Source organism: Polaribacter sp. Hel1_33_78 (genome assembly GCF_900106075.1).
Classification (GTDB): Bacteria; Bacteroidota; Bacteroidia; order Flavobacteriales; family Flavobacteriaceae; genus Polaribacter.
In genome coordinates this window covers 1,022,001-1,035,651 of the sequence record NZ_LT629794.1, presented here as the reverse complement: position 1 = coordinate 1,035,651, position 13,651 = coordinate 1,022,001, and the positions used below count along the sequence as shown (strand labels likewise).

12 protein-coding genes and 1 tRNA gene are annotated in these 13,651 nt (G+C 31.3%); all 13 read left to right on the top strand.

Features of this window, described 5'->3' with window-relative positions:
• Nucleotides 1-124: 124 nt before the first annotated feature.
• Nucleotides 125-198: transfer RNA gene (locus tag BLT88_RS04420), tRNA-Thr, on the top strand.
• 190 nt (nucleotides 199-388) lie between these two features.
• Nucleotides 389-2,221, top strand: a complete 1,833-nt coding sequence (locus BLT88_RS04415) for a wax ester/triacylglycerol synthase family O-acyltransferase (protein WP_091953252.1) — start codon at nucleotides 389-391, stop codon at nucleotides 2,219-2,221.
• A gap of 3 nt (nucleotides 2,222-2,224) precedes the next feature.
• Nucleotides 2,225-3,160, top strand: coding sequence for an alpha/beta hydrolase (locus BLT88_RS04410; RefSeq protein ID WP_091953250.1), 936 nt, complete (start codon nucleotides 2,225-2,227; stop codon nucleotides 3,158-3,160).
• Between the two features lie 5 nt (nucleotides 3,161-3,165).
• Nucleotides 3,166-4,326 (top strand): alpha/beta fold hydrolase, encoded by a 1,161-nt coding sequence (locus tag BLT88_RS04405; protein WP_036785032.1) that lies wholly within the window; start codon nucleotides 3,166-3,168, stop codon nucleotides 4,324-4,326.
• Nucleotides 4,327-4,331: 5 nt separating this feature from the next.
• Nucleotides 4,332-7,577, top strand: a complete 3,246-nt coding sequence (locus tag BLT88_RS04400; protein WP_091955648.1) for an HAD-IB family hydrolase — start codon at nucleotides 4,332-4,334, stop codon at nucleotides 7,575-7,577.
• A gap of 18 nt (nucleotides 7,578-7,595) precedes the next feature.
• Nucleotides 7,596-8,597 (top strand): NAD(P)H-dependent glycerol-3-phosphate dehydrogenase, encoded by a 1,002-nt coding sequence (locus tag BLT88_RS04395; RefSeq protein ID WP_091953249.1) that lies wholly within the window; start codon nucleotides 7,596-7,598, stop codon nucleotides 8,595-8,597.
• 11 nt (nucleotides 8,598-8,608) lie between these two features.
• Complete coding sequence (locus BLT88_RS04390; RefSeq protein ID WP_091953247.1) at nucleotides 8,609-9,121, top strand: hypothetical protein; 513 nt, start codon at nucleotides 8,609-8,611, stop codon at nucleotides 9,119-9,121.
• A gap of 7 nt (nucleotides 9,122-9,128) precedes the next feature.
• Nucleotides 9,129-9,932: a bacterial transcriptional activator domain-containing protein gene (locus tag BLT88_RS04385; RefSeq protein WP_091953246.1), complete on the top strand. Its 804-nt coding sequence runs from the start codon at nucleotides 9,129-9,131 to the stop codon at nucleotides 9,930-9,932.
• 84 nt (nucleotides 9,933-10,016) lie between these two features.
• A complete protein-coding gene (locus BLT88_RS04380) occupies nucleotides 10,017-10,274 on the top strand; it encodes a hypothetical protein (RefSeq protein WP_091953244.1) in 258 nt (85 codons plus the stop codon).
• Between the two features lie 73 nt (nucleotides 10,275-10,347).
• On the top strand, nucleotides 10,348-11,193 hold the full coding sequence (locus BLT88_RS04375; RefSeq protein ID WP_091953243.1) for a hypothetical protein: 846 nt from the start codon (nucleotides 10,348-10,350) through the stop codon (nucleotides 11,191-11,193).
• Between the two features lie 28 nt (nucleotides 11,194-11,221).
• Entirely contained in the window at nucleotides 11,222-11,512 is a 291-nt protein-coding gene (locus tag BLT88_RS04370; protein WP_036785019.1) for a hypothetical protein, read from the top strand.
• Between the two features lie 119 nt (nucleotides 11,513-11,631).
• A complete protein-coding gene (locus tag BLT88_RS04365) occupies nucleotides 11,632-12,291 on the top strand; it encodes a TetR family transcriptional regulator C-terminal domain-containing protein (RefSeq protein WP_091953241.1) in 660 nt (219 codons plus the stop codon).
• 6 nt (nucleotides 12,292-12,297) lie between these two features.
• On the top strand, nucleotides 12,298-13,608 hold the full coding sequence (locus BLT88_RS04360) for an AarF/ABC1/UbiB kinase family protein (protein ID WP_091953240.1): 1,311 nt from the start codon (nucleotides 12,298-12,300) through the stop codon (nucleotides 13,606-13,608).
• The last annotated feature ends 43 nt before the right edge of the window (nucleotides 13,609-13,651 follow it).

Here is a 13,651-nt window from a genome sequence, read left to right as displayed (position 1 = left end):
TATAAGCAAAATATTATTTCAATTTGCACCTTCAATTGTTAAGCCTTTTTTTTATCAAAAAAAAATCAATTTTATCTTGTAATATATCAATTTTTGCTCTTTATTTGCCCTCTCAAATTTAAACGCCGATGTAGCTCAGCTGGCTAGAGCAGCTGATTTGTAATCAGCAGGTCGTGGGTTCGAGTCCCTCCATCGGCTCAAATTTTAAAAGTCTCAAAAAAATATTTTTTGAGACTTTCTTTTTAAATAAACATCCCTAAAATTCTACTACTTTCAGATTAGAAAATCTAACTAAATTTCTTTATCTTGCAGGGTGTAGAAAATTTTAAACCAAAAATTTTTTAATCAAATTTTCTTGTCACTTCGAATACATAAATTTTAAAAATACATGGCCAAAAAGATAATAAAAGATCTTTTACAAGATGCTCTAGACGTTTCTATTCAGCAAGTATCTGGGCAAGATGCAACATTTTTATATGCAGAATCTCCATCAAGCCCAATGCATGTTGCAACTTTAACAATAGTAGAAGGATCTATTGAGTTTAATGATTTTAAAGAAATAGTGGCTTCCAAGCTTCATTTAATTCCAAAGTTCAGAAAGAGGCTTTTAAATGTTCCATTAAATTTAGACTACCCTTATTGGGTAGATGACCCAAATTTTGATATTGATTTACATATCAATAGATTAAAACTTCCTGACCCATCAAACTGGAAGACATTAAGAGAAATGACTTCCGCTATTTTTAGCAGCCCCTTAGACTTAAGAAGGCCCTTATGGTCAATTAGTTTTATTGAAGGCTTAGATGAAGTTTCACAAGTCCCTAAAGGTTCTATTGCTATTGTCTCTAAAATTCATCACGTGATGATTGATGGAAGCTCTGGCGTTGGAATTATGGGAATTTTATTTGATAAAAACAAGGAAGATAAAAACAAAAAACCTGCTCCAACAAGACCATATGAGCCAGAACCTCTGCCTGACGGAATTAGTTTATTACTAAAAAGTTCTTACGGCTTTTTTAAAAATCCTTTAAAAGTTCCTAAATTAATTGGTGAAACTGCATTTTCTTTACTCAAAGGAAAAATGAAGAGTCAATTGAATAGTAAAAAGTCAATTCATAAAAATTCTTTTTCTACTCCTAAAACCATTTTTAATGAATCTGTATCTCCAAGAAGAACTTGGGGAACTGCAATTTTAGCTTTTGATAGAATAAATACGCTGCGTAAAATCATGGACGTTAGTGTTAACGATTTAATTTTAGCTATTTGTGCAGGTGGAATCAGAAAATATTTAGAAGAAAAAGAAAAATTACCAGTTCAACCTTTGGTTGCAAATGTCCCAATTTCTATTCGTGTAAAAGGAGATAAACAAAAAATGGACAATCAGATTTCTAATATGTTAGTTAAAATTGCTACGCACATTAAAGATCCTATTAAACGTTTAGAATATATTCAGGAGCAAACTAACATGGGTAAATCTAGACATAAAGCTGTTGGTGCAAAAGCCCTTTCTAAAATGGCAGATGCAGTTCCTTTTGGATTAGCAAATTTAGCTGCAGGTTTGTACACGAGATACAATATTAAAGAATTTCACAGACCACCCTTTAATGTTACCATTACGAATGTTCCTGGACCACAAAACCCTTTGTATTTAAAAGGTCATAAAATTGTTGGTATTTTTGGATTAACTCCGGTTTTAGATGGGTTTGGATTGATTATTGCCGCATTTAGTTACAATGGTATCGTTTCTATTACAACGACTTCTGATGCTAAAACAATGCCAGACGCGGATAAGTTTTCTAGATATATCAGAGAATCTGCAAATGAATTAGAAAAAATCATTTTAACAAAAGGAAAACAAAAAACCACTACAAAGATTGAAAAGAAAAAAAGTATGGCTTTCTTTTCGGCTTTTAAAAAATTTTTAAATGAGCATGAAAAATTAAGAGAACAAGCCATCGGCCAATATGATTTTCAGCTAGATTTAAATAAAAACGAAGCTAATTATCAACTTGAAGTCCTAAAAGATGCTGTTGCCATAAGAAAGAAAAAAACAGTGAAACCTTTAGTAAAAATAGAAATAGAGGATACTACTTTATTTAATCTTTATAAAAAGAAGTTATTATTAGAAGAAGTTTTAATTCAAGAAAGAATAAAACTATCTGGAACTAAAAAGAACACAGAAAAGTTAACACAATTACTGTCTAAATTTTTAGAAAATTAATTGATGAGTTTTACGACAAACACATATAAAACTATTGACGATGTGACCATTTTTTATTACAAGTGGCCTTCCAACAAAGACATTGCTTTAAAAGGAATTATACAAATTTCACATGGAGTTGGCGAACATGCAGGCAGATACCAACCCATAGCAAAAACATTTCAAGATGCAGGTTATGAAGTCTATGCTAATGATCATAGAGCTCATGGTAAATCAGCAAAAAATGATGACTTTTTAGGTTTTTATGATGGTGATGATTATTTTTCTGATGCATTAAATGACATGCGCCAACTTACAGAAATCATCAAAAAAGAACATCCAAATAAAAAAATAATTTTGTTTGGACATAGCATGGGCTCCTTACTAAGCAGAGAATATGCTGCAAAATACGGTAATGATTTAGAGGCTTTAATTTTATCAGGAACTGCTAGCTTTATGAAAAGACTGGGCAATTTTGGGCTTTTAAGCGCAAAATTTTTAGGAAAAATAAACGGAAAACATAGAAGTAATGAATTGCTTAAAAATTTATTTTTCACACAATTCAATAAAAAATTTAAACCTAACAGAACAAAAGTAGATTGGATTAGTCGGGATGAAAAACAAGTTGATCTGTTTCAAGAAGATCCTTTAAGGATTGAGGATTTTTCTTTGAGTATCTTTTTAGATATTTTAAAAGGAAGTAAGAAAGTTAACAGCGCGACAACTTTTGTTAATACCCCAAAAAATTTATCTATTTTTATTTTTTCTGGTGATCAAGATCCTGTCGGAGAAATGGGAAAAGGAGTATCAAAAGTTGCTGCTAAATATAGAAGGGCAGCTATCCAAGATCTGACTTTAAAATTATATAAAGGAGGCAGGCACGAAATGCTAAATGAACTTAATAAAATAGAAGTTGAAAAAGATCTTTTAAACTGGCTGCAACAAACGATTCAAGCTTAAGATAAATGGAAAAAAATAAGACGTTATATAAAACTTTTACTGAATTAGCTCTCAAAGTTGTGCTAACAAAAGGTATGGATTTGTTAGAAGCAAAAAAAGTAGTCATTCAAAAGTTTGAAAATCATCCTTTTGAAAAAATGATTATTGGACTTATCGACGACAAAGAGCTAAATGTAAAAGAGGTTAATACTTTACTATACGATTGCATTTCTGTTTGTGAAGATTTTGGGCCAGATAGAGATTATGTAACCTTAGAGATCGTTCTTAAAAGGATTGATGATATTGTTCCTTTGGAAAATGGAACGAATGAAGTATCACAAAAAGTACTAAAAAAGTTTGTGGATTTTGTAGAAGTTATCAATCGGAGGATAGATGCTCCTCCCCTTTTCAATATGGTTCTAGAAGGAAGATGTATTATAGAATGGGTTACAATATTTGGTATTTACCCAATAATACCGAAACATAAAGAAAGTAAAAACAAACCTGTATTATTAATGCCTCCTTATCTAGGAAATGATTTATCTACAACATTTGTAAGAAATTATTTAAAATCAGTAGGATTTATAACATATAAATGGGATTTAGGTGTCAATACAATCAATTCAAAATCTTTACCAAAACTGATTGAAAAATTAGATGATATTTATGAGCGACACCAAGAAAAAGTTAGTCTAGTTGGCTGGAGTGGTGGTGGTATTTTTGCAAAAATAATAGCGAATAGATACCCAGAAAAAGTGGAGCAACTAGTTACAATTGGCTCCCCTGTTTGGGGTGTTAAAAACATGAAAACACCCCTCGTAAAAATTTTAGAATTTTTACGAGGCAGACATCTGAAAGAAAGGAATGCCAAATTTTTAAAAGAACTCGAATTAATTCCTGAGGTTCCTATCACTTGTATTTACACTAAAACGGACGGATTATTGCCATGGAAACATTGTATGGAAGCAGAAACACTAAGACATGATATTAATAATATAGAGGTCTTTGGAAGTCATTGTGGAATGGGAGCAAATGCTTCTGTTTTATTGACTGTTGCCAACGCACTAAATGCTACCATTACTGGAAAAAAACCTAAAGGATTTTTACCAAAAATAGAATCTTTATTTTTTCCAGAATTTTGGGAACAAAAAGGATTATCAAAATTTAAAAACCTCTTTGTTAATTGATGATTATGGAGCATAGTATACAAAACATTATCAATCATTCTAAATTTCAAGAAAAACTTAAACAAATTGCTGAAGAGCAAAAGTTAGAGTTTTCTGAAGTTCAAAAAGAAGCATCAGATTGTATTGCTGAGTTGTTTTCACAACAACACCCAATAGCAAAAATGCTTTCTGTAAAAGGATTCCAATTTATGCTATCCAAAGCATATAATAATAAGATAGATATTGATCCTAAAGAAATAAAAAAACTCATGAAATTAATGCGACAAAACTCTGTTGCATTTATTTTAACACATAAGACATATTTAGACACCGTTGTTTTAATAACCACCTTAGCTCGTTTTGGAATGCCTATTCCATATACTTTTGGCGGCATTAATTTAGCCGTTCCTGGTTTTAAACAACTCGGGAAAAATTCGGGTTTAATTTTTATCAGAAGAAGTTTTAAAGACAACCCAATCTACAAAGCAGCTTTAAGACATTATATTTCTTGTATGATTGAAAACGGCGATCACTTAACCTGGAATATAGAAGGGACGCGCTCTAGAACTGGTAAAATAGTGTATCCACAAATGGGGATTTTAAAATACATCATGGAAGGTGAGCAAGCAAGTACAAGAAATATAAAGTATGTGCCAGTTTCTATTGTATACGATCTGATTCCCGATGTAAAAGAAATGACGGAAGAAGGGAAAGGAAAAACAAAAAACTCCGAAGATATTGGCACCTTTATCAACTATTTCAGAAAGCTAGGCAATGAATACGGAAAAGCAGCAATTAGATTTGGTGAACCTGTTGATGCCGATGCTCATCACAATGCCATAATTCCAGATATTGAAGAAGACAGTTATTCAGATAAAAATACGTTGCCACGTTTTGCTTTTGAGTTGATTCATAAAGCAAATATGATCACTCCAGTAACGACAGTTTCTCTAGTATGTAATGTACTGTTAAACAATTTTTCGCTTACAAAACAAGAAATAGAATTCAATGTTATTAGATTGATGAATTATCTTGAACAACGAAAGAAAGATGTGTTAATTGAACGTGGAAAAAGCATAGGTGCCTCCGTCCAAAAAGCACTAAATTTATTACAAAGTTCTGGTATTATTCAGAAAAATAAGGCCGGTTATAAAACACAATATAGTTTATCTTCGACTGAATTTTTACCAGCAACCTATTATGCAAATATGGCTGCTGCCCATTTATATCACAGAGCATTTATAGAAATGGCTTTGGTTAAAATAAAGGACGAAAAAACGACTGATAGAGTTATCTCTTTTTGGAAAGAAATAATGCGTCTTCGAAACCTTTTCAAGTTTGAATTTTTCTATACAAACAAACCAAAATTTAGCAGTGAAATTGAGGCTGAATTAACTTTATTTGATCAAAACTGGAGAGCAATCCTTAGCGATCCAAATGGAGATATAGAAAATTTATTAGCAAAGCAAGAAATGTTTGTTTCTAAAGGGTTATTGCTTATTTATCTAGAAGCCAACAAAGTCGTATGCCATACATTGAATACTTGGGATTTAGATGATGAATTTTCTGATACTGAATTTATCGAATTATGTCTTTTTAAAGGGAAAGAATTACATTGGGAAAATAGAATTAGTAGATTAGAAAGTATCTCTAAACCTTTTTTGATAAGCGCATTAAGACTCGCAAAAAATAGCAAACTTACGCCCTTTAATAAAAAAATAAATTTCAAAGAATTAGATATTTGGATGAATCTATTAGAGAATCTTACAGATCGCTTACATTTTTTACAAAAAATAGAAATTGTAAACACAAAGAAGTCTATCAATACAGAAACTGAAGAAAGAAAAGTTGTTCCCGGAGCAGATTTAGCTAGTGTTCCAGAAAGGATTATTGAAGATGAAGAAGGAAAACACATAGCTGCTTTCTTTGATTTAGACAGAACTTTGATCAATGATTTTTCTGCTAAACAATTTTTAAAATCACGCTTGCTAAGCGGAAAATCTACTGCAAAAGAATTGCTTTCGCAATTTGCAACAATTTTGGTGTATGCCGCAGGAAATAGAGACTTTGAAACACTCACAAAAATTTCTGCTTTAGGCGTAAAAGGTATCAAAGAGAAACAATTTATTGATTTAGGTGAAGAAGTTTATCACGATCATTTAGCAAATACAATTTATCCAGAAGCAAAAACTTTAATTGCTTCACACCTAGAAAAAGGGCATCAAGTTGTTATTATTTCTGCCGCCACGAGCTATCAAGTAACTCCTGTGGCGAATGAATTGGGTATTAAAGATATTTTTTGCACAAAAATGGAAGTCAAAAAAGGGAAATTTACCGGAGTAATTTCAGAAATGTGCTGGTCTGAAGGAAAAGCCAGAGCTGGAAGAACATTTGCAAAAACAAATAATATTGATTTGTCAAAAAGTTTTTTCTACACAGATAGTATCGATGATTATCCCCTTTTAGAAATTGTTGGAAAACCAATAGCAACGAATCCTGATCATAAATTATCGCAATTAGCATTTGAAAACGATTGGAAAATTCTTCGTTTTAAAGAAAACAAAAGAATCCCTTTTGTGAACGGATTAAGAACTGGATTAGCAGCAGCGAGTATTTATCCATCTGCCTTAAAAGGCTTGGTTTCAGGATCGCTTTCCATGTCTAGACGAGAAGGCGCAAATACAACGATAGCAAGTATTGGTGATCTAGGGACTAAGTTAGCTGGTTTAGATATTGTAATACGCGGACAACATAATTTAGAAGACCATAGACCGGCAGTTTTCTGCTTTAATCATCAAAGTTCAGCCGATTTTTTCATCCTATTAAAAATATTGAGAAAAGACATTGCAGGTGTTGCTAAAAAAGAATTAGAGTATACCCCTTTGGGACCTGTTTTTAAAGCTATGGGTGCAATTTTTATTGATCGTTCTGATAAAAAAAAGGCAATTGCCGCAATGAAACCTGCCGTAGAAGCTCTAAAAACCGGAACATCTATAGCTATTGCCCCCGAAGGTACTAGAAGCGGAAGTAAAAAATTAGGTAAATTTAAAAAAGGAGCATTTCATTTAGCCATGAATGCAGGAGTTCCAATTGTGCCCATTGTAATAAAAAATGCATTTATGGCGATGCCAAAAGGAACCAAAATGTTTAAACCAACTCATATTGAAGTGGTTGTTCTTGATCCTGTTGACACTTCTGAATGGAAACCAAAACATATAGATATATACGTAAACGATGTAAGAGATTTGTATTTAAAAGAATTGGAAAATTAACTACCAAAATAAGATTTTATGAAACTAAAAGTTGGATTATTAGGCGGTGGTTCTTGGGGAACTACTGTTGCTTCTTTAACCGCAAAAAACAGCTCAACTATTATTTGGGCTAGAAACTCAAAAACTGTGGAAGAAATCAACGAATATCATACAAACGAAAAGTATTTACCAAATGCTAAACTAACAACCTCTTTAAAAGCATCAAATTCGATAAAAGAAACTGTGGAGGAAGCTGATGTGATTGTTATGGGGGTTCCAGCACAAAGTTTTAGAAAAGTACTAGAAGAAGCAAAACCTCACATTCGACCCTGGATTCCAATTATAAACTTAGCAAAAGGATTAGAAATTAGTACAAAAATGAGGATGACCGAAATCATTCAAGAGTTAATGCCTGGTCATCCTGCAGGCGTCTTAACCGGCCCAAATCTGGCAAGAGAAATACATTTCGGAAATGCCGCCGCCGCCGTAATTGCTATGGTTGATAATACAATTGCCTCAAGATTACAATCTGTTTTTAGTTCTGGTTTATTTCGTGTTTATACAAATTCTGATGTTATTGGGTGCGAACTAGGTGGAGCCTTAAAGAATATTATTGCGATTGCCTCAGGAATGGGAGATGGGGCAAATGCCGGGGATAATACACGTGCTGCAATTATTACAAGGGGGTTATCAGAATTAACAAGATTGGGAACTGCTATGGGAGGCAAAGAAAGAACCTTTGCTGGTTTAGCTGGCATGGGAGATTTAGTGGCGACTTGTTCTAGTGCAAAAAGCAGAAACCATCATGTTGGATTTCAATTAGGAAGAGGCAAGAACCTAGAGGAAATTATTAATGAAATGAGTGAAGTTGCAGAAGGCGTTAAAACAGCCAAAATTATAATGGAACTGGCTAAAGAATACAATGTTGATATGCCCATATCTAAAGAAATATACAAAGTCCTATATGAAGGAAATACTGTAAATGAAGCTTTTAGAGGCTTACTGAAATATGAAATAGGCTCAGAAAAAGAACCTGGATAAAATTAAAAAAAATGACAAAAAAACAAGAACAAACAGCTTCTTTTTTGGTGCGTTTTCAACAACGAATTTTTGAAGAAAATGGTGAATCTGAAGTACAATGGCGTGGAAAAATTTCACATGTTCAAGATGGTGAGGAACAACGCTTTTCTGATTTTAATGATGCCCTTTCTTTTATGCAACAAAAATTAGGCGAACTAACTGAAGAAGCTACTAAACATGAAAGCTCTGAAGAGCAAGAAAGTATCATTCATAAAAGTCTCTCTATGTGGAAAACTATTAAGGATGTTGGACCGAAAGTAATTAGAAATACTTTAAAAGATCCTAAAAAACAGTTTACACATCTGCAAGATGAAATTCAAGATAAAATAATTACCATCGGTGAAGAAATTTCAGAAAAAGTACATATTGATCAATGGAGAAACGCTTCTAGATCTGATTTCAACAAAATACAAAGCCAAATAGCCGCTTTATCTGCAGAAATTCAAAAGCTTTCAACAAAATTTGATACTATAAAGAAAAAATAGTAACGCGATGTCAGAATTTCTTCCAAAACTATTAGCCTTACAAAATTTTCAAGCAAATGCTCAAATTCGCATTGAAACATTAGGTAATTTTTGTGTTTGGAGAAATCACGAAAAAATAGACTCTAAAGAATGGGGAAGAGATAAAACCATTCAATTATTACAGTATTTAATTTCTAATCGCCAACGGAATGCCCTTCATAAAGAAAAAATCATTGATGGTTTATGGGAAGAATGGAATGACCGTGATTTTAAAGTAGCACTGCATGGAATTAATAAAGTTTTAGAACCAGAAAGAGCTTCTAGAATGGAAGCTATCTATATTATACGACAAGGAGTTAGTTATCAGATTGATCTGGAAAAAGTCTGGATCGATGTTGAAGCTTTAGAAAAGTATATTATTATAGGTAATGAAGCACTAACAGTAGACACCACTATTTCAAAACAAGCCTATAAAGCAGCATTAAACTTATATAAAGGTTCTTATTTACCGAATAGAATTTATGAAGACTGGACCTCTGGAGAAAGGGAAAAAATGCAACTTTTGGTTTTAGGAACGTATATTACATTAGCAGAAATTATTCTTAAAGAAAACCCTCTAGAAAGCATCCGTTTAGCGCAAAATGCATTAGCCATCGATGCAACTTGGGAGGATGCCTACAGAATACAAATGCGCGCATATATAGCCAAAGGCAACAGACCTCAAGCCATAAAAACATATATGAAATGCGAAGTGATTCTAGAAGAAGAATACGGAATCGCTCCTCTTCCCGAAACTAAACAACTGTTAAAAGAAATAGAACTAATAAACTAAATACTAATTAGTTACATTAACTGCAACTCATCTGCAACTGCACATTTTTATATTTGTATTAAAATTAATAGAAGATAAAAAAGGATGAAAACAATTTCTAAAATTAATCATACAGAGGATACACTAAAGATGAATCAACTTGCTTTAAAAGCTACCGAAAAAGTGTTTTTAAAAGCACTTGATACAGCAGAAAATTTACAAGAAATAACTTCTAAAAGATTAAAAAGCAGTTTTAACTTCGCTGCTAAACAACAAGACCGTTTTTTTAATAATCTTGAAAAAAGAAAAGAAATGATTTGGGCAAACCTTAATAAAACTTTAGATTTTTTAAGCAAAAACTAACCTGCAACTCATTTGTAACTCGCACAAATTATATTTGCAGTATAAATATTAATAAAAATTAAACATCAATATTATGGCAACTAAAAAGTCAAAAAAAGAAAACACACTAGGGAAAGCAAAAGCAATCGTTAAAAAAATAAATAATGATTTAATTGACGCTTCTTTTAACGCTATTGAAACTACAGTAAAAACTGGTGAAAAATGGCAGAAATTAACTGCTAAATTAATAAAGAAAGCAGAACCATTAACAAAACAGCAAATTAATTTGGTTGTTGAAACTGCTGAATCTATTAAAGGGCAATTAGAAAATAGCACAGGACGTTTGAAAACTTTGGTTGGATACGATCCGAAAATGGTTGAAAAAGCTAAGAAAAAAGTTACTGAACATCCTTTAGTTGAGAAAGCTGAAGTAATGAAAGATAAAATTGAGAAAGAAGTTTCTAATAATAAATTAGTTCAGAAAGCAGAAAAGATGTCTGCTAAATTAAAAAAGAATATTTCCGATACTATTGAAAATGTAAAGGATAAAATTGAAGACTATACAGAGGACATCATTGATGATGTTAAAGACAAAGTTGAAGATGTAACGGGAGCAAAAACAAAAAAAAGTACTAGCAAAAAGACGCCAACAAAAAAAACAACTCCAAAAAAGAAAGCAGTAGTTAAAAAAGAGGTAGCCGAAGAAAAAATAGTAGTTGAAAAGACAGATATTATTAACGATTTAAAAGTTATTAAAGGAATCGGTCCTGTATTAGAGAAAAGTTTGAATGATTTAAATATTACAGCCTATGTTCAAATTTCAAAATTAACAGTAAAAGACTTAACTAACTTATTAAATGATTCAGGAATCAATGCAAAAATTTATGATTTAGCTGCTTGGAAAGCGCAAGCAGAATTAGCTTTAAAAGGAGAGTTATAATCATTAAAAATTATTAAAAGAAAATATTATGAGCACTAAAAAAATAAAAAAAGTAAACTTTACAGAAAAAGTAAATAATGTTGTCGAAACTGCAAAAACATCTGTCAAAACTGCAAATGATTACGCTTTAAACACAACAGAAGAATTAGTTACAGAAACCATTACTATTGCAAGTCAATGGCAAAACGTTACTAGCAAAGCCTTAAAAGGAAGTGTTAAGCTACTAGAAAATCAACAAAATTTGGTTTTTGACGCCCTAGAAACTTACAAAAATCATTTTGTAAAAGGTAAAAAAAGATTTACGCAAATATTTGCATAAACATCAGACTCCACAATTCTAAAAACCAAGTTAAATTTTAACTTGGTTTTTTGTTTTTATATACTTCGTTTCTATTTTAAACATAAAACCTTTTGTATTTTTGTTGTATAAATCTAAACATGACAAAAGAGCACAACATTTCTAAAATTGACATCCTAACATTATACATGGATTTTGTTATAGAAAACCAAACAAAACCAGAAGATATAGAAGATTTTTGTCAAATAGTAAATTTAGAAGAAAGTAATTTTTATTTACATTTTAAATCTTTAAAAAAAGTTGAAAAGGCAATTTTCAAAGAACTTTTCAAAAATTCTTTAGAAGTATTAAGTGAGAGCGAAGAATTTGTTTCTTTTGACAAAAAGAACAAACTTATTAGTTTTTATTTTACTTTTTTCGAAAATTTAAACTTAAACAGAGAATACATACTAATTGCCTTAAAAGGATGTAAAAATCAACTTAAATCTTTCAATACTCTTTCTAGTCTAAAGAAAAGTTTTATTGCTTATATCGATAATTTAGATTTGTCTGAAAGTATTTTACCCATAGAAGGTTTAGAAAAAGCACAAAAAAAACTCATCAACGAATCCGCTTGGATTCAATTATATTTAACCATACAATTCTGGTTAGAAGACACCTCAGATTCTTTTGAAAAAACAGATATTTTAATAGAAAAATCAATCAATACGAGCTTCGAACTTATAGAAAACAAATTTTTAAAAAACGCCTTTGACTTGGGTAAGTTTGTTTACAAAGAAAAAATTCAAAAAAAGTACTAAATAAGTATGAAAAAAGCCAGTAAAATTCCGATTACGAAAATTCAGCGTGCATCAAAATTAGTAAAGACAGGTGCAAAAGTTGGTGTAAATTATTTGAAATATTACGGTGACAAAATCACCAATTCTGAAGAAACTGCGAGAAAAAAATTAAATGAGTCTAACGCCGAAGACATCTACGACAGCCTAAAAGATTTAAAAGGGAGTCCTTTAAAAGTTGCTCAGATGTTGAGTATGGAAAAAAGTATTTTACCCAGAGCCTACGTAGAAAAATTTTCTTTAGCCCAATTTTCTGTACCTCCACTATCTGAGGCTTTAGTTCTAAAAACGTTTAAAAAGAGTTTTGGAAAATTTCCATCTGAAATTTATGATAAATTTAATGTTAAAGCTTATAATGCTGCAAGCATTGGTCAAGTGCATAAAGCAGAAAGAGAGGGTAAAAAACTGGCTGTTAAAATTCAATACCCCGGAGTTTCAGATAGCATAAAATCTGATTTAGCTTTGCTAAAACCTTTTGTTATTAGAATGTTTAATATGAAAGGAAAAACTTCCGACGCCTATTTCCTTGAAGTTCAAGATAAATTATTAGAAGAAACAGATTATATTTTAGAAGTACAGCAAAGTCAGGAAATTGTGAATGCTTGTAAACATATTCCAAATCTTGATTTCCCTAATTATTATCCAGAATTGTCATCCAAACAAATTATTACTATGGATTGGATGCAAGGTGTTCATTTATCAGAATATACAAATACTTCAACAAATCAGGAAGCCTCAAATAAAATAGGTCAAGCATTATGGGATTTTTATATGTTTCAAATTCATAACTTAAAAAAAGTGCATGCAGATCCTCATCCTGGAAATTTCTTAGTTTCTGAAGAAGGTAAATTAATTGCACTAGATTTTGGTTGCATGAAAACCATTCCTTTAGAGTTTTACAATCCTTATTTTGTATTGGCAAAAAAAGAAACACTTTCTGATAAAGTTCTTTTTGAGGAAAAAATGTTTGAACTAGAAATATTGAGTAAAGAGGATAGCAAGGAAGAGTTTGAATTTTTCAGCGCCATGTTTCATGAAATGCTTTCAATTTTCACACAGCCCTTTCACAAAGAAATCTTTGATTTTTCTGATGCAGCATTTTTTGGAAAAATATCAGAATTTGGTGAACGTTATTCTAAAAATACAGAATTAAGATCTTACAACGCAAGCAGGGGTTCCAAACATTTTATTTATATGAATAGAACATTTTTTGGTTTGTATAATTTAATGTTCGATTTAAAAGCGCAAGACATAAAAATTAATAATTTTACTACTTTGTAAAATCTTTATTATTTTAGTAGTATAATTATCAAAAAAAACAATC